At 61.6% G+C, this 18,095-nt stretch carries 20 protein-coding genes; 5 read left to right on the top strand and 15 right to left on the bottom strand.

Annotated elements, in window-relative coordinates; genetic code table 11:
* Positions 1–32 precede the first annotated feature (32 nt).
* Entirely contained in the window at positions 33–1,199 is a 1,167-nt protein-coding gene (locus BH682_RS26375; protein ID WP_075834631.1) for an alkane 1-monooxygenase, read from the top strand.
* A gap of 36 nt (positions 1,200–1,235) precedes the next feature.
* Here BH682_RS26375 and BH682_RS26370 read toward each other — a convergent pair whose 3' ends face one another.
* Positions 1,236–2,183 (bottom strand): nuclear transport factor 2 family protein, encoded by a 948-nt coding sequence (locus BH682_RS26370; RefSeq protein WP_075834629.1) that lies wholly within the window; start codon positions 2,181–2,183, stop codon positions 1,236–1,238.
* 2 nt (positions 2,184–2,185) lie between these two features.
* Complete coding sequence (locus tag BH682_RS26365) at positions 2,186–2,824, bottom strand: NAD(P)-dependent oxidoreductase (RefSeq protein WP_075834627.1); 639 nt, start codon at positions 2,822–2,824, stop codon at positions 2,186–2,188.
* A 167-nt stretch (positions 2,825–2,991) separates the two neighbouring features.
* Between BH682_RS26365 and BH682_RS26360 the strand changes: the two genes are divergently transcribed.
* The 3 genes from BH682_RS26360 to BH682_RS26350 all read left to right on the top strand — a co-directional run bounded on the left by BH682_RS26360 (position 2,992) and on the right by BH682_RS26350 (position 5,321).
* Entirely contained in the window at positions 2,992–3,963 is a 972-nt protein-coding gene (locus tag BH682_RS26360) for a serine/threonine dehydratase (protein WP_075834625.1), read from the top strand.
* A 58-nt stretch (positions 3,964–4,021) separates the two neighbouring features.
* On the top strand, positions 4,022–4,423 hold the full coding sequence (locus tag BH682_RS26355) for a hypothetical protein (RefSeq protein ID WP_020971062.1): 402 nt from the start codon (positions 4,022–4,024) through the stop codon (positions 4,421–4,423).
* A gap of 61 nt (positions 4,424–4,484) precedes the next feature.
* Complete coding sequence (locus tag BH682_RS26350; RefSeq protein WP_003943056.1) at positions 4,485–5,321, top strand: DUF1206 domain-containing protein; 837 nt, start codon at positions 4,485–4,487, stop codon at positions 5,319–5,321.
* Between the two features lie 19 nt (positions 5,322–5,340).
* Here the strand turns inward: BH682_RS26350 and BH682_RS26345 are convergent, their stop codons facing one another.
* From BH682_RS26345 to BH682_RS26335, 3 genes are all read right to left on the bottom strand, one after another.
* Positions 5,341–6,648, bottom strand: a complete 1,308-nt coding sequence (locus BH682_RS26345; protein ID WP_075834622.1) for a serine hydrolase domain-containing protein — start codon at positions 6,646–6,648, stop codon at positions 5,341–5,343.
* 82 nt (positions 6,649–6,730) lie between these two features.
* Entirely contained in the window at positions 6,731–7,468 is a 738-nt protein-coding gene (locus BH682_RS26340; RefSeq protein ID WP_075834620.1) for an SDR family oxidoreductase, read from the bottom strand.
* The gene (locus tag BH682_RS26335; protein WP_075834617.1) at positions 7,465–8,169 is read right to left on the bottom strand and encodes a TetR/AcrR family transcriptional regulator; all 705 of its coding nucleotides are present in this window, start codon (positions 8,167–8,169) and stop codon (positions 7,465–7,467) included. The genes BH682_RS26340 and BH682_RS26335 overlap by 4 nt, the downstream gene beginning before the upstream one ends.
* Before the next feature lie 175 nt (positions 8,170–8,344).
* Between BH682_RS26335 and BH682_RS26330 the strand changes: the two genes are divergently transcribed.
* Entirely contained in the window at positions 8,345–9,118 is a 774-nt protein-coding gene (locus BH682_RS26330) for a DUF4190 domain-containing protein (RefSeq protein ID WP_075834615.1), read from the top strand.
* Positions 9,119–9,131: 13 nt separating this feature from the next.
* On the opposite strand, the gene BH682_RS26325 is transcribed toward BH682_RS26330, so the two are convergent.
* The 10 genes from BH682_RS26325 to BH682_RS26280 form a co-directional block, all read right to left on the bottom strand.
* Positions 9,132–9,680 (bottom strand): SMI1/KNR4 family protein, encoded by a 549-nt coding sequence (locus BH682_RS26325; protein WP_223304592.1) that lies wholly within the window; start codon positions 9,678–9,680, stop codon positions 9,132–9,134.
* Between the two features lie 89 nt (positions 9,681–9,769).
* Positions 9,770–10,870 (bottom strand): alcohol dehydrogenase catalytic domain-containing protein, encoded by a 1,101-nt coding sequence (locus BH682_RS26320; RefSeq protein ID WP_075834613.1) that lies wholly within the window; start codon positions 10,868–10,870, stop codon positions 9,770–9,772.
* A gap of 10 nt (positions 10,871–10,880) precedes the next feature.
* Positions 10,881–11,843: an ROK family protein gene (locus BH682_RS26315; protein WP_075834611.1), complete on the bottom strand. Its 963-nt coding sequence runs from the start codon at positions 11,841–11,843 to the stop codon at positions 10,881–10,883.
* A complete protein-coding gene (locus tag BH682_RS26310) occupies positions 11,840–12,508 on the bottom strand; it encodes an HAD-IA family hydrolase (protein ID WP_075834608.1) in 669 nt (222 codons plus the stop codon). The genes BH682_RS26315 and BH682_RS26310 overlap by 4 nt, the downstream gene beginning before the upstream one ends.
* The gene (locus BH682_RS26305; RefSeq protein ID WP_075834606.1) at positions 12,505–13,389 is read right to left on the bottom strand and encodes a TIGR03619 family F420-dependent LLM class oxidoreductase; all 885 of its coding nucleotides are present in this window, start codon (positions 13,387–13,389) and stop codon (positions 12,505–12,507) included. The genes BH682_RS26310 and BH682_RS26305 overlap by 4 nt, the downstream gene beginning before the upstream one ends.
* Positions 13,386–14,183, bottom strand: coding sequence for a VOC family protein (locus BH682_RS26300; RefSeq protein ID WP_075834604.1), 798 nt, complete (start codon positions 14,181–14,183; stop codon positions 13,386–13,388). The genes BH682_RS26305 and BH682_RS26300 overlap by 4 nt, the downstream gene beginning before the upstream one ends.
* A complete protein-coding gene (locus tag BH682_RS26295) occupies positions 14,180–15,079 on the bottom strand; it encodes an NADP-dependent oxidoreductase (RefSeq protein ID WP_075834602.1) in 900 nt (299 codons plus the stop codon). The genes BH682_RS26300 and BH682_RS26295 overlap by 4 nt, the downstream gene beginning before the upstream one ends.
* Positions 15,076–15,897 carry an SDR family oxidoreductase gene (locus BH682_RS26290; protein WP_075834599.1) on the bottom strand — a complete coding sequence of 274 codons (822 nt, stop codon included), beginning with the start codon at positions 15,895–15,897 and terminating at the stop codon, positions 15,076–15,078. Before BH682_RS26290 ends, BH682_RS26295 begins: the two co-directional genes overlap by 4 nt.
* Positions 15,890–16,885, bottom strand: coding sequence for a zinc-dependent alcohol dehydrogenase (locus BH682_RS26285; RefSeq protein WP_075835501.1), 996 nt, complete (start codon positions 16,883–16,885; stop codon positions 15,890–15,892). Before BH682_RS26285 ends, BH682_RS26290 begins: the two co-directional genes overlap by 8 nt.
* Before the next feature lie 5 nt (positions 16,886–16,890).
* Positions 16,891–18,093 carry an MFS transporter gene (locus tag BH682_RS26280; RefSeq protein ID WP_020971053.1) on the bottom strand — a complete coding sequence of 401 codons (1,203 nt, stop codon included), beginning with the start codon at positions 18,091–18,093 and terminating at the stop codon, positions 16,891–16,893.
* Positions 18,094–18,095 lie beyond the last annotated feature (2 nt).

Genomic DNA, 18,095 nt, shown 5'->3' with positions numbered 1-18,095 from the left:
TCGTTCGAGGGGACGAAAGGCGAGATCGGCGAATGACAGCGACTTCCGACGCACGGCGTACCGAATCGAACGCTGTCCAGAACACCGACTCGCCGTCCGGCGAAAATCCGCGCTGGCGCGACCGCAAGAGGTACCTGTGGCCGCTCGGATTGCTGATTCCACTCAGCCCGTTCCTCTCCTGGATTCTCGTCGACAACCTTCGTCTCGGATTGTTCTGGGCGACCGGCGCGTGGCTACTGGTCATCGTCATCCCGATCATCGACATGCTGGCCGGTGAAGACGGCGAAAGTCCGCCGGACGATGCGATCCCACGACTGCAGAAGGACCGCTACTACCGCTGGTGCACTTACGCGTTCCTCCCCTTGCAATACGCCGGTCTGGTCTTCACCTGCTGGTGCTGGATCAACGCTCCGATGGGAATCGCGGAGAAGATCGCGATGTCGTTCACGGTGGGCGTCGTCGCCGGCGTCGGTATCAACGCGGCCCACGAGCTCGGCCACAAGAGCGAGAAGATCGAACAGTGGCTCGCGAAAGTGGCGCTTGCGCAATCTCTCTACGGGCACTTCTACGTGGAACACAATTTCGGCCACCATGTGCGTGTAGCTACTCCGCAGGACCCGGCCAGCTCACGGTTCGGTGAGAGCTTCTGGAGGTTCTTGCCACGAAGTGTGTTCGGCGGGCTGCGTTCGGCATGGCGCATCGAGAGCGCTCGACTCCAGAGGAAAGGCAAACGAACCTGGAGCTTCGAGAACAATATTCTCAACGCTTGGGCGATGAGTGTTGTCCTCTTCGCGACGCTGATCGGTATCTTCGGTTGGGAGGTCGCGCCCTGGCTCCTGCTGCAGGCAGTTGCCGGATTCACCTTCCTCGAAGCCGCGAACTACCTCGAGCATTACGGCCTGCTGCGTGGCAAGCGTGCCGACGGCTCGTACGTTCGCGCCAGCCCCGCTGACAGTTGGAACAGCGATCACGTCGTGAGCAATCTGTTTCTCTACCAACTGCAGCGGCACAGCGATCACCACGCCAACCCGAAGCTGCGGTACCAAAGTCTGCGTAGCGCGGCCGAAGCGCCGCAACTTCCGGCCGGCTACGCAGTGATGATCGTGATCGCGTGGATTCCACCGCTGTGGCGCCGGGTGATGGATCAGAGATTGTTGGACTACTACGACGGCGACACAGAACGAATCAACGTCGGCTGATCCGCATCCCTCTCTGAACTGTTCGGAGTTGTCGTCTCAGCGACCGTCGTCCCACACGGTGTTGCCGCTTGCAGTCGTCGACGGGTAGTCCTGGACGGCGTCCCAATGCTCGACGATTTTGCCGTTCTCGTCGAATCGGAAGATGTCCATCGAGCCGCTGCCGGCCGTTCCCTCACCGGACGAAGCGAAGGTCTGAACAAAGACGAAGTCGCCCTCGGCTACCGTCCGTGGAAACTTGGTGGCCTTGTCTCCGGTAACGGGTTCGATCCCGGCCAGTGCGGTGACAAATGCGTCCTTGCCGTCAGCGAACGAGGGGTTGTGCTGGGTGTAGGTCGGACCGACCAGCTGGTCGGCAGCCTCGGAGGCTTTGCCTTCGTTGAAGGCGAGCTGCAGGAACGTCAACGCGTTGGCCGTGTTGCGCTCCAAGACTTCTGACGACTTGGACGGCGACGAGGTGGGTCCGTCGAACATCGTGTTCGGATTCGCGGACGTTTCCGGCACGTCTTGAATGGCATCCCAGTGTTCGACGATCTTGCCGTTGTCGACGCGGAAGATGTCGAATACCGCCTGGCCGCGGTCGCCGGGTGCAGACGTGGTGTGGGACTGGAGGGCAACCAGATCGCCCTCGGCGAAAACGCGAGTGATCTCGGCATGCAATCCGGGTGTGGCCTCGACGTAACCGCCTATGCCGCTGACAAATCCGGCTGCCCCATCGGCGGCGGTGGGGTTGTGTTGGATGTAGACGTCGCCAAGGTACCGGTCGGCGGCTTGCTGTACCTGACGGCCGTTGAACGCCAGTTCGTAGAAGTCCGTGACGACGGTCTTGTTGGATTCGAGTTGATCGCCCTGTTCGGCAACAACGCTCGTGGACGTCGTAGAACTGCTGGGCGTTGCGGATTCCGCGTCGTTGGAGCACGCGGTGAGCAGGAGAGCGGCGGCAGCGGGAACAGTGATCCAGGCTGCGCGCCTACGAAGGTTGCTCATGTTCAGTGTGCGACGGTGAAACGCTGGCGACGGTGGGCCGGAGTCTCGATCTCGTCGACAAAAGCGTGGGCGTAGTCTTCGCCCGCGATGGCGGAGTTGCCCTCGGCGTCCGTCAGGAGAATGTCGCCACCCAACTGGAACGATCCCTTCGGGGCGACGCCGGCATGGGCACCGAACGCTGCGGCCGGGCTCACGTAGAACCAGTCGACATTGCTGTCGGTCGCGCGGAGCGCATCGAGGACGTCGGCGTGAGCGAGTGCCTCACCCTTGTATGCGTCCGGGAAGTCGGGGGTGTCGACGACGCGTGGCCCACCCTCGGAGACCAACAGGCTGCCGGCGCCACCGACTACGGCAATGCGAGCACCGTTGCGTGTGGCGGCATCTGCGAGGGGAGTGACGGCGTCGAGCAGGCGCTTGCCGTCGATCTCGCGAGCGGGGATGGCAACGACAACGACGTCGTTGTCTGCCGTGACCTGCTCCACGATCGTGTTGTCGTGAACAGAACCCTGCACGACATTCGTGTCGGTTCCGGACTGCGCGCTGCGAGCGACGACGGTTACCTCGTGGCCGCGTGAAGCGGCTTCTTTCGCGATTGCGCTTCCTGCAAAACCGTTTCCACCGAATACTGCGATCTTCGACATGGGGTGTGCCTTTCCTTGATGTCGTCGTTGTGCTTGTAGTAGTAAATTTATTCACCCCGAGGTGCATTGTCTCGGTCAGATGCGGGCATTCCTTGGTGAAAAACAGACATCATGATGACGATGGGCCGACTGCTTCGGGTCGACGTTGCGAACCGTAGGGTTGGTACATGACTCTCACCGCCGACAACAATGCAGGTCCAGTGGCAATCGAGCGCTCGGACGTCGAAGCTGCGCGGACTCGTATCGCAGGACTGGCGCGGCGTACTCCGATCTTTCGCTCTGCGCTACCGACGCCACAGGGTGAGGTACCGGTTCTGTTCAAGCTCGAGTACCTCCAGCACGGCGGTTCCTTCAAAGTGCGCGGCAGTCTCAATGCAGTGGAACGAGCGGTCGCCGACGGCACCATGCCCGATGCCGGCGTGGTGATCGCGTCTGGCGGCAACGCTGCAATCGGGGCCGCGTGGGCAGCGCGGCGACAGGGACTCACCTGCACAGTGGTGGTGCCGGAGACAGCGCCTGATGCCAAGGTGAAGGCTCTCGGAGAGTTGGGTGCAACCGTTCACAAGGTAGGCGACCGGTATGCACTCGCTGCTGCCGCTGCGGCGGACATCGCACGCACCAGCGGTGCGCTCGAACTGCACGCCTACGACCTGCCCGACATCGTCAGTGGGGCCGGCACCATCGCTCTCGAGCTCGAAGACGACGCATCCGGACCGATCACGTATTGCGTTGCAGTCGGCGGCGGCGGATTGGTCTCTGGAATCGTCGCGGCGGCTCGTCCCGAAGATCACGTGGTAGCCGTCGAGCCGACCGGGGCTGCCACCTTGCGCACCTCGCTCGATGCGGGGCGTCCGGTGGATATCGAAGTAAACAGTATCGCCGGAGACTCGTTGGGGGCTACACGAATTGGTGCCATCGCCTGGGAGACACTGCATGAGAGTTCGGTAGACAGTGTTGTGGTCGAAGATGATTCGATCCGACAGGCGCGGGCATTCCTGTGGCGGGAGTTCCGGATTCTGGTGGAGTTGGGAACCGCAGCAGCATTGGCTCCGGTTCTGAACGGAACGGTGTCGCCGCCGTCCGACGGTGAACTGTGCGTGGTTTTATGCGGAGCCAACACACATCCGACCGACCTGTAATTTCAGCGTATTTGTTTGCCTGCGTGTGAGAAAGTCGCAGGTGGGTACCTCTCGCAGTATGAGTACCAGCAGCATTATCTGGATAATTGTTGCCGTGGTCGTGGTGATAGCGATCGTGGCCGCACTCCTGTGGGTGGCGCGAAACAGGCGTGACGAGCGTCGTCACATCGAGGCAGAACAGATCCGCGAAGACGTCGCAGACAAGTCACTGCAAGTAGGCGAGCGCGAGGCGCGGGCAGAAGAGACAGCAGCCAAAGCGCGCATGGTGCAGGCAGAGGCCGACGCCAAAGCGGCGGAAGCGTCTGCGCTGCAACATCATGCAGCGCAGCATCGGAAAGAGGCGACGAGTTCTCGCGAGGAACTGAACCAGCAACGAGATCATGCAGACACGATCGACCCCAAGGTTCCCAACCCCGAAGAACCGCGGTCGACGCCGGATCAGAACCCTCGAAACCCTTGATCTCGAAACACTTGATGCAGGCGTTCGAGGGAAGCGTCTGCCCGTATATGGTTCGACGATCATGATGAATAAAGAATCGTCACCGCACGACCAGAAGAGCGTCGCGTCCACGGCGGCTGACGTCGCACAGAACAATGTCTTCGAGCGCTTTGCCCGTGCCGGATTCGTCGTCAGCGGTGTGGTTCATCTGCTGATCGGATATATCGCGATCCGCCTTGCTCTCGGTGGATCCGGGTCTGCGGACCAATCGGGTGCGATGGCCGAGTTGGCAGGAAAGCCAGGGGGTGTCTTCGCTCTGTGGGTCGGCGTCGTGGCCTTCCTTGCCATGGCGTTGTGGAGATTGGCCGAAGCTGCGTTGGGAAGCTCGTCGTCGCCGTCCTCTGACGACAAGAAGAAAGAGTTCTTCAACCGCGCAAAGGCTCTGGGCATTTCGCTCGTCTATTTCGGTTTTGCTTTCACTGCATTCGGATTCGCCCGCGGTAGCGGGAAGTCCAGCAGCGGTCAGAGTGCGGGGATCACGGCGCGTTTGATGGAGAACACGCTTGGAACTATCGCATTGGTGATCGGCGGGATCGCGATCATCGCCGTTGGTGTGTACCACGTGTACAAGGGCGCGAGCCAGAACTTCCTCGATGATCTGAAAGGCACACCCAGCAACTTCGTGCGCCGACTCGGAACCGTCGGGTACGTCGCCAAGGGCTTGGCCATCGCTGCAGTCGGCATTCTGGTTCTTCTTGCGGTCAACAGTTCCGAACCCGGCAAGTCCTCCGGACTCGACGGAGCGTTCAAGACGCTGGGCGCGCAGCCGTACGGAGTGGCGCTGCTGATCCTTGCCGGATTGGGCATCATCACCTACGGGCTCTACTGCTTCGTGATGGCGCGCTCGACGAAGATGTAGCGCCTGTAGGCAAGTGGGCCTATCCGAATGACCCGGTCTGGAAGCCGACGTCGCTGCCCGACGAACTTCCCGTCGAGCTACCGAATATGGGTCGTCTCGGAACCAGATCATGCATCAGGTTCACGGCTGCAGGGTCGATCATCGCCGCATTTCCACCGTTCGCCAGAATCGTGATCGACCAGCCGCTGTCGGGAACCAGCAGGGTGATGCAGTTGGATCCCGAGCTGTCTCCGTTTTTCTTGGCGAACCGTTGTGGGAAGTTCGGCGTCGGGGGTTGGAGCTGCCACGCCATTCCCATTCCGAATGCAGGATTCTCCGGAGCTTGCGTGTCGATCTGCTCGAGCATCGAGGTCAGGACTGGTTTGAGCGGGTTGTTTCCGTAGCCGAGAGTTGTTGCAGCCCAAATCGACATGTCCTCGGCGGTGCTGACCAGCCCACCCCCTCCTGCGATCGCACCCGTGTTGTTCCACAGAGGCGCTCGTGTGCCGTCGAGGTGGTACGGAACGGCAAGGTCGGTTGCTTTGGTCTCGATCACGGTACCCATCATCCCGAGCGGGTCGGTGATTTCGCGGGCGACTGCCGCCGCGAATGGTGGCTTCTCTTGTCCCGGAATGATTTTGTCGGCCATCAGTGTGCCGAGCAGTCCGAACCCGAAGTCCGAGTACAGCCAGTGGCTACCGGGGGCGAACTCCAAGGCGCCGGCGTCTTGGAGTCCTTTCCAGAGCATATTTCTGGTGTACTTCGCCTTCTCGTCCGTGCACGATCGTGTGGGATCGGCACACCCCGCCGAAAGATTGGGCGGGTCGTCGCTCAGGCCGGAACGGTGGGTGACCAGTTGGCGAAGCGTGATCTCCTCGCCGCCGATGCCTTTCGGCAGCGGGTTGCCATCCGAATACTTGCTCGCCAGGTCGTCCAATCCGACTTCTCCCCGAGCGATCAGTTTCGCCAGTAGTGCAGCGGTGAAGGTCTTGGTCTCCGAGGCGATCTCGAATTGCGTTCGTGGAGTGACTCTCACGCCGTTTTCGACGTCGGCCTGGCCGTAGTGGTACGTAGTGGCGACACTCGCCTTGCGGTTCTTCTCATCCGGTTTGACGATGGCGAAGGCAAGACCGGGGACTCCGCTGTTCAGCAGTGTCTCTGCGACGCGCTGTACCGCTTGGGCTTCCGCAGGATCGCCGACCCGCGAACCTGGATTGGGTGCAGTGGGGCCGGCGGCGCCGGCGGTCGAGGAGGTCGCGAGGGTTATGACCGCGGTTGCCGCCAGCCCTGCAACGCTGATGAACTGCCGTCGTGACGTCCGGGCGGACCCTCGATCCTGGTTATCCATTGTTTGCACATTACAACCAAAGTCGACTGGTTTGACTGTTTTGTCGGAATTGCCAAGGTGTGGTCCTTAGGCGATTGTTTCGCTAAATCACGCCGCCGTTGACGTAGATGACCTGGCCATTGACCCAACGAGCTGGGCCGGCGAGAAACGCGACAGCCTCCGCGATGTCCACCGGTGTGCCGAGGCGTTCCAGGGGAGCCAGCTTGGACAGGTTCTCCACTGTAGCTTCGTCTTTCCCGTCAAGGAACAGATCGGTGGCCGTGGGGCCTGGGGCTACGGCGTTGACCGTGATATCGCGTCCCCGTAGCTCTTTCGCGAGAACCAGAGTGATCGCGTCGACAGCACCTTTGGTGGCGGCGTACGCGGCATAAGTCGGAAACGCCAGCTTCTTCACGGAGGTGGAGAAATTGATGATCGCACCACCGCGCCGGACACGTCTGGCTGCCTGCTGGTCGACCACGAAGGTCCCTCGGACGTTGGTCCGATGCATCCGATCGAAATCGTCGAAGTTCAGTTCTGCGACGGTGGAGAGAATCATGATTCCGGCTGCATGGACGACGACGTCGATGCCCCCGAACTCCTCCTCGACCGTATCGAACAGGGCCGCGACTTCACCTTCGTCGGCGACGTCCGCATGCACCGCTATGGCGCGACCGCCCGCAGCGACGATGGCGTCAGCTGTTTCCTGGGCGCGTTGAATGTTTCCTGAATAGTGCACGGCGACAGCCATTCCGTCGGCGGCGAGCTTCTCGGCAGTCGCTCGCCCGATGCCGCCGGAAGCTCCGGTGACGATGGCGACGCGGGTGGTGGTGTCAGTCATGATGTAACTCCTGAACTGGTTTCAGTTGCATCGGACAGCTTGCGAAGCCACTCTCGTAGTAGGCCGACTTCGTTGGCGGAGAGAGAAGTTGAATCTGCGGCGGCCAGTTGGGCGTCGAGAGTAGATGCAACTCTGTTGAGTGAGGTTTCCGGGTGGGCGTCGGATTCGTCGATGATGGACGCGAAGATTCCGTCGCGAACTCGCTGTGACAGCGTCGGATCGGGGTACTGTTCCGGCCTGACGACGAGCATCAGAGCGACGCCCGCATTGGCGGACATCACCATCTGCGTAGCCACGTCGACCGATACGGTCAGAACACCTGCCGCAGCGCATCGTTCGAGAACGGATCGAAGTAGCGCCTGAGCCTGCAGAGCGGTGTCGGCGCTCTGGGCGGAAGGTGAGTGCATCAAGCGGTAGTGAGCGGGATGCGCGAGCGCGAAGGCGGTGTGCGCATCCCAGCCGGCCCGCAGATCGGCGACAGGGTCATCGGAAGGTGTCGCAGCCCGTTTGCCTTCGAGGTATTCGAAGAAGCCCGCCTCGACGACGACTGCGAGCAGTCCGTCCTTGTCGCCGAACTGACGGTAGAGCGCGGGGGCGCCGACGCCGGCCATCTCGCACACGGCGCGGGTGGATATGTCGCCGTTGGGGGAGGTGTTGAGCAGCTCGGTTGCCGCGGCCAGAATCTTTGCTCTCGAACCCATGGAAACAACGCTAACACAAATATGTAATCGTTGCTATCGCCGGTTTGGTCGTGCGAACGAACTACAGACACAGGCGCCAGAACTTGATCAGATGAGTGAGCCGGTCCGGCCACGGTTCTGTGTGGAGTGACGGCTAGAGCCGTTCTGTTCTCACACTCTGAACGAAGGAATCCTGGTGATCGACTCGGAAACTACTGTTGCGCAAAATAATTCGCATTTCGGTTATCTGGGGTGGATTCTGCGGGTCATCAGTGTCGTGGCGTGCGTTGCGGTTGCAACGGTCGTTGTCTCGCTGACGCTCGGGCCGCCATTCGCGCGGGCCTGGGCACAGTGGGTTGCTCGTCATCTAGGTGGGGACTTCGAGACGGGAGTCGTTGTCGGATTTGTGACTGGGCTTCTAGGCGCCGCTGTGACTTTGTTTGCAGCGCTGATGAGTTCGTTGGCGTGGCGGCGTCGCGGTGGCCCGGCATTGTCGCTTGGTGTCGGTGCCATTGCCATGCTTGCCGTTATTCCTGGCGCAGTGAATTTGAGTATCGCGGTCGGTGCAGCAGGATCCGGTGTGAGGGCGGCGGGGAGGATCCTCGACGTCGACGGGCCGGCGTTTCGTGGAGCCTGGATAGCCGGATCTGTGGCGGGGCTGTTGCTGTATATGGCCGCGGCGCTGCTGATAGGGAGGAGCCTTCGTTCGACGTTCGGGCCTGTCAGGCAGGTGGCGGCGCCGCTCCCTGGGGTGGTCGGCGGCACGAATGCCTTGGCCATCGTCGCACTTGTACTTGGAATCTTCGGTGGAGTTCTTGCTATTCCAGTGGGCCATGTGTCGTTGAACCAGATTCGCCGTTCCGGCGAAAGTGGGCGCGGATTGGCAGTGGCCGGACTCGTTCTCGGTTATCTGTCGCTGGTCGTCGTCGTAGGTGTCGTATTCGTGGCTGTGTCCGCGGCCTATCGATAATTTGGGTCGCGCGTCAGAGTTGGGTGGGCTGGAGTGGCTCGATGTCGGAGGTGCGAGGTCCGAACAGGCCCATAGCCCGGGTGCGAATGGACGGTAGTGCTTCGTGGATGCTCCCGCCGAGACGGTGGAGAGAGTTGAACGAGCGTGATTCCCAAACCGGAAACTCTCCGTCGGTGTCGCGTGATGCTGTGTCCCACAGGAGGGCGTCACCGTTTTCGCTCCATCCGAAAACCTGCAGCGAGTCGGGGAGTGACCAATCGCCGTCGGGTTCGATCATCCAATCGAACTCGTCATCCTGTCCTTCTCTGTAGACCGAATGAAGATGGGCGGTGAGGTTGCGGGCGCGCCCTTGCCAGCCGTCCGCAAATCCGGGAAGGACGGGCGGATAGATGAGCCAGAGTCCGAAGGTCCGCGCCCAACCTGCGTGCCTGATGAATGCGCGATATGAATCGGGGAAGCCCTGCCGGTCGGGAAATCGAAAAGAATCCAAAACAGTGAAATCTATGTGTTGAAGCGTCGACTGGCCTTCTACCGTCAGCGCGTTGGGTCCCTGTGCAAACACGTCCTCAACACTAGCAATGCGAGTTCGTGAAGGATCTCGGGCGGGAGGTCTTGGCTGGTTGTTCCCCGAGTTCGTCGGATCAAATACCTTCAATGGCCCGCAAGATTCACCACCAATCGAATCACCAACTCGCCGTCCACCTCTCGGGTCCGTTTCTCGCAGATCACGTTCATCAATGCGGTGCCCTCATCGATGCCGAGTTGGTGTGTGAGTAGCGTGTCGATCGTGTCGTCGACGCTCGTCAATGCAGCTGCAGCGGAGGCGAGTTGGTCGTTCGTGACTCCTCTGTTGCCAGTCAAGGCAACGCGCAGAGCGCCCCTGGTGAACGTGGTGATCGCGGGTGGTGTCGGTCCGCCCGTGTTGGCTTGTCGCACCCCGGCGATGTCCACCCCGGGTAACAAATCGGACGTGGCCTTGGCCGGCACTCCACCAATCGGATGCATGGCGACAACTCGATCGCCGAGGCGTTCCAGAGCGGTGTCGATCGACGTTACTGTGCCGGCGCGGTGAGTCGCGACCAGCACAGCGACCGAGCCAGTGGTTTTGCGTACCCAGTTCTCGGTAGCGAGCGAGTTGACCACGGATGGAAAGTGATTCGTCGTCCACTCCATGCCGAGTTCGGTGCGGTGGACCATTACTACTCGGACGGTTGGGAAGAGAACGGAGGGTGCGAGGGCCGCAGCCAGATTTCCGATGAGACCGTCGCCGAAAATGAGCAGCGTCTCCGGTGACTCACGTGAGAGGCAGGAGAGCGCATACCTGACGACGGCGTACGGTTCGACGAGAGTAGCGCGTGCGCTGGAAAGTTCCAGTGGCAACGGCGTGACCAACCCTCCACTGACCGCGGGCACGCCGATGATGACGCGTTGTTGAAACAACCCCTCGACGTTGTGGCCGAGAAGAAACGATGAATCATGCGGATGCGTCGGGTTGACCACGACTCGATCACCTACCTCGAAGTCGGTGACGCCGTCGCCCACTTCGACGACGCGGGTAGCGCCTTCGTGGCCGACAATGGGCGAGGGGTCGTCCCTGTCTCCGCGCACAATCTGAATGTCAGTCCCGCACAGGCTGACTTTCTCGGGGGCGACGAGAAGTTCGCCGGGCCCGGGAGTTGGAGTCGGCCGCTTTTCGACGCTCGACCGACTGCCCCTTCTCACGATTGCGCGATGGGTGAGTTGCGTTGTCATGAATCCTCTTTCACAGCTTGCTTACGCGGAGGTGACCGGCGGCAATATCGTCGGCACCGGACAGGGTGTCGATATCGTGAGGACGGCACAGGTATATCGTCTTACGGATTCTCTCGGGAGTCAGTGACGTGTCCGCGTACGATCGCACCGAGGCGAGTTGGGAACACAGTTCCCTCTCGTACATCTCGGACAGACCTTCGGCGAGCCCGCCACCGATCCCGATGCGATCCAGTCGTGGATCGAGGGCGATCATCGTTCTGACCAGCTCGGCGATCGGCTCGACGACCACGCGCAACAGAAGTGATGCACCAGGGGCGCCTGACTCGAGTGCTGGACCGAACGAATCTCTGTCATAGGGCAATTCGAGAGCCGAGGCGACAGCAGTCAACGCCGAGCCGGACGAGATCGCCGCGACATGTCCGACGCCTCCACATGCGCAGGGTAACTGTCGCACCGTATCCGGCCCCGACGTCACTGCACGAAGGTGGCCGACCTCCCCTTGCAACCCCAATGCGTCCACGGGAATCACTCCCTCTTTTGCATCAGCTATCCGCAGTGCGATCCCGCTGCTGATGGTGAGGTAGGCGATGCGCCGATCGGTGGGACGTGTGAATCCACGAGCGAACGACGCCAACCCTGCCGTCACGTCGTTCACGAGTGTCCATCGAACGTCCGGGCGGTGGGATTCGAGGAGACGCAGCAACGGAATCTCACCGGCAGGAGCGCCGCCCCACAATGGGCCGGATCCATAGGCGACGCCCTTCTGTTCGTCGAGCGCGGCCCCGCACGCCATGTTCACTGCGGCACCCGGCGGTAGATATCGATCCAGTGTCTCGATCAGCTCGCGCAGGAGTTGATCGGGAGTGGCAGACGGTTGTCGGAGCACGCTGGGCGATGGCAGCCGTTCGGTTCGCTCACCGCTGCGGATGCGTAGCCACGTACCTCCCAGATCGACCGATACGGTATCCGTCATATTTCCGGTACCACGTCGATTACGAGCTCCGATCTCTCTCGGGAGAGTCGTAGTGAAGTAAAGTTATTCACTCTCAAAAGGTTTCGTCCGGGCTCGGCTCCGATTGCAACGCATGATGCGCCGGAATCGGCCGCAGCAGCCATGCCGGCCGAGGAGTCTTCGAATACGGTGGAGGAGGCGGCGGGAACCTTCAAGCGCGCCGCCGCTGCAAGAAAGCCCTCGGGATCTGGCTTGCCGACGCGCACGTCCTCAGCGCATACCGACGCGTGTGGAAGCGGGAGGCCGGCTTCAGTGAGCCTTCGCACCATCATCGATCGAGGGGCCGACGTGACAATCGCCCACCGCTCCGGGGGCACAGACGCCAGAAAGTCCTTGGCGCCGGCGATGGCGCGAACTGGATGCGAGTTCTGCTCTTCGCTTTGCCTGATCCAGTTCAGTTCGGATTCGACGTTTGCTCGATTACCGAGAACCCGAACGATGATGTCGGAAGCGATGCGGCCTGGAAGTGCCTGCGCTACCACCGCCCGATCAACGCCGTGCCGGTCCGCGAATTCGAACCAGACGGCCTCGATCGACGCCTGCGAATCGACGAGGGTTCCGTCCATGTCGAACAGCAGCGCCGAGGTCGAAATGGATTGTCGAATCGAGCTGGGCCGCAGAGTCATAAGACGGCCACCCGACTCATTCCCAAACTTTCGCCGGCAATGCGAATCAGATCGAGATCGTGGTCGGTTGAGCGGCGCAGTCGCTGGTCGCCAGGATCGGTATCGAGCACAATCGTCTGTGCACCGATCTCAGACAGAAAATCGATGTCGGCACGTATCTGGTTGATGGTTCCGTACCCGAGTGGACGGTCTGGTGATTCGACAGATTTTTCGGTGGGGAGAAAGTAGATGCGGGGGACGAACTCACGCCCGGGGGCGAGTGAAGCGACTCCAGCGATGCATAGGCCCCGGGTAGGGTGCAATGGGTGCCATGCAGTGCCTAATCTGTTGGTTCGGTCGATCGCAGCGGGTCCGTTGCCGCCGATCCACAACGGAGGGTGTGGTTGCTGCAGCGGTAGAGGTCCGTTGTGCACGCGATGTGTTCCGGCCGAGCCCGGTGCGTCGTATGTCTCCGACGTCCACGCTGCGATCAGGGTTTCGAGAGTGGTATCCGTCAGTCGGCCTCGACGTGTGAACGGAACGCCGAGGACGTCGAAAGCCTGTGCAGTCCAGCCGACCCCGATGCCCACGATCAACCGTCCGCCGCTGAGTCGATCAATCGTCGCGGTCGCGTGGGCGAGGTGGGCCGGGTGTCGGTGACTGCCGATCAGCACGCCGCTGCCCAGGCGAATCGACTCGGTACTCGCTGCGAGCCAGGACAGCGTGGCCAGGCACTCGTAAAACGGAGCGGGAGAGCGGCGATTCGCGTCGTCGGTCAACACCACGTGATCCGAGAGCAGGACATTGTCGAATCCGGCAGCTTCCGCTGTCCGGGCCCACGCGAGAATCCCCTCGGGGTCGATCTGCGGCCCGAAGTTGGGGAGATTGATTCCGTACTTCACAGCGAACTCGGAATCAGTCGTGCGGCGCCCCCGTAGCGGAACGTCAGGAAGTTTCCCCCGTTGGCGGTCAAAGGGCGAGGGGCCTCCTGCCGGCCGATGTGGTGCTCGAACAACTCGATGTTCAAGTCGCCGACGGATACCATCGCCATCCGGGACGTTCCTTCGACGTCGAGATCGAACTGTGCCGTCATGAACCCGCGATCCGCTGCGATGTCGGTGCGGAGCACCTCGGTTCCCGAATGGGCGGTCACCAGACGCGCTATCGCGGCGTCGAGGTCCGGGACGCTGTAGCCCGTGTGATCCAAACCGCGGCAGGTCGGGAGAAGGGCCGACGCGATGTCCTCTCGTCTGTGGTGGAGTCGGGCCTGGGTCTCGTGGAAGTATCCCGGCTCCTCGGGCCACTGCTGAAGTTCGAAGAGATCGCCCCACGGCGACCGGAAGTACACCCACTTGTTGCCCGCAATCGGACCCTCGGGTACCTCGATCACGTCGCCGAGGACTGTCACGTCGCTTCGCGAATCAAGGTAGCTCACAGCGAGTTCGATATCGCCGACAGTGAAGCACAGATGGTTGGTGCCGATGTCGACCAACCGCGGCGGGGGTTGATGGGGCCAATCCGCTGATACGAAATCCACGACCCCCGACAATCCGATCGGTACGGAGGCACGTCCGGGGGATCTTACGACGCGGTTCGCACCCAGGAGTGAAGCGAAGAAGTTGGCGGCGGCGTCCGCATCGGGAACGGTGACACCGACTGTGGACAAGGCATTTTCGACATTCGCGGTCACGGTCATGGGATCAGCAGTACCTTTCCTCGGGTTCCGCCCGCGGCCAGCAGAGCGTGGGCTCGGGGTGCTTCGTCGAACCGGAATGTTCGGGCGACAGGGACGGTGACCGAACCGGTCGATACCAGTTCGGCGAATGATTCGAGGCCCGAGCCGTCCTCGTCGACATAGCTTTTCGCCGGTGTGATTCCACGTTGCGGTGCGGGTTGCTCGTTGTCGTCGATGGAGATGAAGGCGCCGTCGTCTCGCACACTGTCGACGGATTCGGCAACACCCGCCGTGTCGACGATGGCGTCGTACTCCTTCTGCGGCAGGTCGACGGGACTCGCTATGACCCGGCTGAGGCTGAGGGCCAAGAGTTCGTCAGTGTCGCTCTCGCGAGCGAGGGCTTCGACGCGGTGTCCCCGCGAGATCAGCAGCGCCGACGCTATTCGGCCCACCGCGCCGGCAGCACCGGTCACCAACACCGTGGATTCTGATGCAAGGTCGAGTTTCTCGAGGCATTGCACAGCGGTGAGCGCCGCGAGTGGGATCGCAGCAGCGTGCTCGAGGGTGACGTTCGACGGAGCGGGTGCGAACAAGGACTGGTCGGCGGTGACGCGTTCGGCATAGGTTCCGTAGCGGTGTGCCGGTTGCGCGATCATTCCGATGACGCGGTCTCCTGGCGTGAAGCGTGTTACCGCGGATCCGACTGCGATAACAGTTCCGGAGACGTCCCATCCCAATACCGCTGGGAAGTGCAACTCGATGGGCAAGAACCCCGAACGGGTCTTCAGATCGACAGGGTTGACGGCAGCGGCTGCAACGGAAACAGTGACGTCTCCGGGGCCGGATGTCGGCTCGTCAACCTCGGTGAGAGTGAGAACGCTTGGGTCGCCGGTGGCTTCGATTGCGATGGCTTTCATGCGATTCCTTTCATGAGACCTTGCGTTGGAGAATGATCGACGGCGTAGCGGGCATTCGCTTCGGCTGCAGTCAGAACCAGTCCGCCGTCGACGGTAACGGTGGTCCCCGTGAGATAGCTCGAACCGGACCCGGCGAGGAACGCCGCGGCTGCTGCGATCTCGTGCACACCGGCCGGACGCCCCAACGGGATAGCGGGGCGATCGATGTCCGCATACGAGGATTCGTCATCGATGCCGTTCATCGCGGTGGCGGTTTCTCCCGGTGCGACGGAATTGACGCGCACTCCGTGGGGCGCGAATTCGAGGGCGAGGACACGACTCGACGCCGCCAATGCGGCCTTGCTGGCGCAGTAGATTGCACCGCCGGTGATGGGGACCGTGTCATGGATCGATGTGATGTTGACGATCGATCCTGCGATACCTCGCGCGATCATCCGGCGCCCCACCGACGAGGCCAACGCAAGTGGGGTGATCGAATTGACGGCCATGACCTCGCGCATTCGATCGATGGCGAGTGCATCTGCGGGTGATCGATCGTTGATCCCGGCATTGTTTACCAGGCAGTGGATCTCACCCAGTTCATCTGTGCATCGCAGAACGGCGTCGACTGTCGATTCGGCATTGCGCAGGTCCAGTTGCAGGGGAACGACGTCGATGCGGAACTGCGCATTTATTTCGCTCACCAACCGTGCGATGCGATCGAGACCATTGCCGTATCCGAGGACGAGGTTGTGACCCTCTTTCGCAAGCGCGAGCGCGATTGCCCGGCCGATACCACTACTCGCTCCGGTTATCACTGTGTATTCGAGCTCACTCAACAGAGATCACCACCTTCGGCCGTGTCCTGTGGCCTTCGAGGCGATCGAACGCGGACTGTGCTTCGGTCAGAGGAACCACACTGTCGATCAATGCGGTCAATGCCGGGCGAATCAGCGGGAACAGTTCCGCGGCTCGGCGGTAGTGATCTACCCCGTGACGTACTCCGATGATCGAAATGCCGGCCAGCGCAACCGCTCCGGGATCGATCGATTCCGTGGGCGCCGCGACGCCTACGAGGATGCACTTGCCTCCCGGACGGAGAACGCCTACGGCGGTACCCAGCGCACCGGCGCCGCCAGACGCCTCCACGACCACGTCGTACTGCCCGGTCAGGTGTGTGGCATCGGTGAAACTGTGTGTGACGGTGCCGGAGTCGAGGTGTTCGATCGACCGGGGTTCGAGAACGTCGACGGTGATCGGGTATCGACTCAGCATGGCGATGGACAAGCTGCCGATCGTGCCCGCGCCGACGACGAGAACCCGATCACCCGGCGACACCGAAGCAGCGTCGAGCGCCTCGAGCACCGTTACGAGCGGCTCGATGAGAACGTGCTCCGGTTCGACTGTGACGCGACCGAGTGAAACGACCGTGCGCCGCGGCATGCGGAGGAATTCGGCTGCGGCACCAGGATGTTCGTATAGCCCGACCTCACGCAGATCGGAGCATTGGTTGCGTCGTCCGGCCCCGCAGGCCGAACACGCCTGGCAGAAAATCATCGTGCTCCCGGTGACTACGTCACCCGCCGACAGATCGTGAATATTCGGGCCGGTCTGCTCTACGGTGCCCACCCATTCGTGCCCGAAGTGATGCGGAAACGACGTAAGGCCATCAGTGAGGTATGACGACGTGCCGTGCAACAACTCCAGATCCGTACCGCACAGACCGACATAGGCAACCTTGACGACGACATCGTCAGGCCCGCAGTTGGGACGGTCGATCGTCACGATCGACACGGAACGGGGAGCGTCGATCATCGCAGCTCTCATGGCTTTCACGTCACGCTCCGAGCAGTGCGCCGACTGACGAACAGCAGCAGTACTGCGCCCGCCGCGAGGACTGCCCCGATAGCAGGCAGGACTGCAACACTGTTGCCGCCGGACAGAGCGATCGAGCCGATCCACGCGCCGGCAGCATTCGCCAGTTGGAATCCTGCAATGTTGACCGTGGCAGCAAGGTGCGGGGCTTCGCTTGCGGCACCGATGAGTTTCGAGGCGAGCGGCGGAATAATGGAAAAACCGGTAGCACCGAGCACGAACATCCAGGCGAAGGCAAACCAAGACGTTCCGCCGAAGACGAAGAGAGCGAGAAGTGCCAACGCGAGCGCGGTCAACGCGATGTACAGCGTTTTGTCCAGGTCCTTGTCCGCGTAGTAACCACCGAGTTGATTGCCGACAACAGACCCGACGCCGAATACGAACAACACCACCGTCACCGTCGACACCGAGATGCCGGCATGCTCGGTGAGATACGGCGAGATGTAGGTGAACACCACGAAAAGCGCTGCCTGACTGAGAGCGGTCAGCCCGATCGCCCACAGAACTGGGCCACGGGTGAACACCCGTAGCTCTGAGCTGACGTTCCCGGTCTGGTGCGAGGGAGCGGCGTTGCGCGTCGAGGCGATCAGCGCAGCGGTGACCAGCAGTTGGAAAACGGCGATGATCGCAAAAGACCAGCGCCAACCCAGTTGTGTACCGATGAGAGTTCCCAAGGGGACGCCGAGGACCGTCGCCAGGTTCAGTCCGAGGGTGACGCGGGCGATCACACGCCCTTGGAATTCAGGCGCCACCAACGACGTCGCCAGCACCAGGCACAAAGCGAAGAACGTCGCGTGTGGCAGAGCAGTGATGATCCGAAATATCACCATGGTTGCGAAGTTCGGTGCCAGCGCAGTTCCAATGTTGCCGATGACGAAGAGAGCCATCAGAGCCGCGATGAGAGGTGTCCGCGGCACCCTGGTGGTAGCGATCGTCAGTAGAGGGCCACCGATGACCACTGTGACGGCATAGATGGTGACGAGCAGTCCTGCTGTGGAGGTGCTGACCCCGAGGTCGGTGGAGATGTCCGGAAGTACGCCGGCCACAAGGTATTCGACAGTGCCGACGCCGAACACTGCCAGGAGCATCCAGATTATTGCGGCATTCGCGTTGGTAGAGCGAGCCGTTGTCGTCAATTCGTGCGGAGTTTCGACCACCATGG

The organism is Rhodococcus sp. YL-1, from assembly GCF_001942025.1.
GTDB classification, from domain to species: Bacteria; Actinomycetota; Actinomycetes; order Mycobacteriales; family Mycobacteriaceae; genus Rhodococcus_F; species Rhodococcus_F qingshengii.
Note: the sequence above shows the minus strand (reverse complement) of the source record. Positions and strands in the feature narration are given on the sequence as shown.

Coding starts and splice junctions, on each gene's coding strand:
- BH682_RS26375 (WP_075834631.1), top strand. CDS start 33: ATGACAGCGACTTCCGACGCACGGCGTACCGAATCGAACGCTGTCCAG.
- BH682_RS26370 (WP_075834629.1), bottom strand. CDS start 2,183: ATGAGCAACCTTCGTAGGCGCGCAGCCTGGATCACTGTTCCCGCTGCC.
- BH682_RS26365 (WP_075834627.1), bottom strand. CDS start 2,824: ATGTCGAAGATCGCAGTATTCGGTGGAAACGGTTTTGCAGGAAGCGCA.
- BH682_RS26360 (WP_075834625.1), top strand. CDS start 2,992: ATGACTCTCACCGCCGACAACAATGCAGGTCCAGTGGCAATCGAGCGC.
- BH682_RS26355 (WP_020971062.1), top strand. CDS start 4,022: ATGAGTACCAGCAGCATTATCTGGATAATTGTTGCCGTGGTCGTGGTG.
- BH682_RS26350 (WP_003943056.1), top strand. CDS start 4,485: ATGATGAATAAAGAATCGTCACCGCACGACCAGAAGAGCGTCGCGTCC.
- BH682_RS26345 (WP_075834622.1), bottom strand. CDS start 6,648: ATGGATAACCAGGATCGAGGGTCCGCCCGGACGTCACGACGGCAGTTC.
- BH682_RS26340 (WP_075834620.1), bottom strand. CDS start 7,468: ATGACTGACACCACCACCCGCGTCGCCATCGTCACCGGAGCTTCCGGC.
- BH682_RS26335 (WP_075834617.1), bottom strand. CDS start 8,169: ATGGGTTCGAGAGCAAAGATTCTGGCCGCGGCAACCGAGCTGCTCAAC.
- BH682_RS26320 (WP_075834613.1), bottom strand. CDS start 10,870: ATGACAACGCAACTCACCCATCGCGCAATCGTGAGAAGGGGCAGTCGG.
- BH682_RS26315 (WP_075834611.1), bottom strand. CDS start 11,843: ATGACGGATACCGTATCGGTCGATCTGGGAGGTACGTGGCTACGCATC.
- BH682_RS26310 (WP_075834608.1), bottom strand. CDS start 12,508: ATGACTCTGCGGCCCAGCTCGATTCGACAATCCATTTCGACCTCGGCG.
- BH682_RS26300 (WP_075834604.1), bottom strand. CDS start 14,183: ATGACCGTGACCGCGAATGTCGAAAATGCCTTGTCCACAGTCGGTGTC.
- BH682_RS26295 (WP_075834602.1), bottom strand. CDS start 15,079: ATGAAAGCCATCGCAATCGAAGCCACCGGCGACCCAAGCGTTCTCACT.
- BH682_RS26285 (WP_075835501.1), bottom strand. CDS start 16,885: ATGAGAGCTGCGATGATCGACGCTCCCCGTTCCGTGTCGATCGTGACG.
- BH682_RS26280 (WP_020971053.1), bottom strand. CDS start 18,093: ATGGTGGTCGAAACTCCGCACGAATTGACGACAACGGCTCGCTCTACC.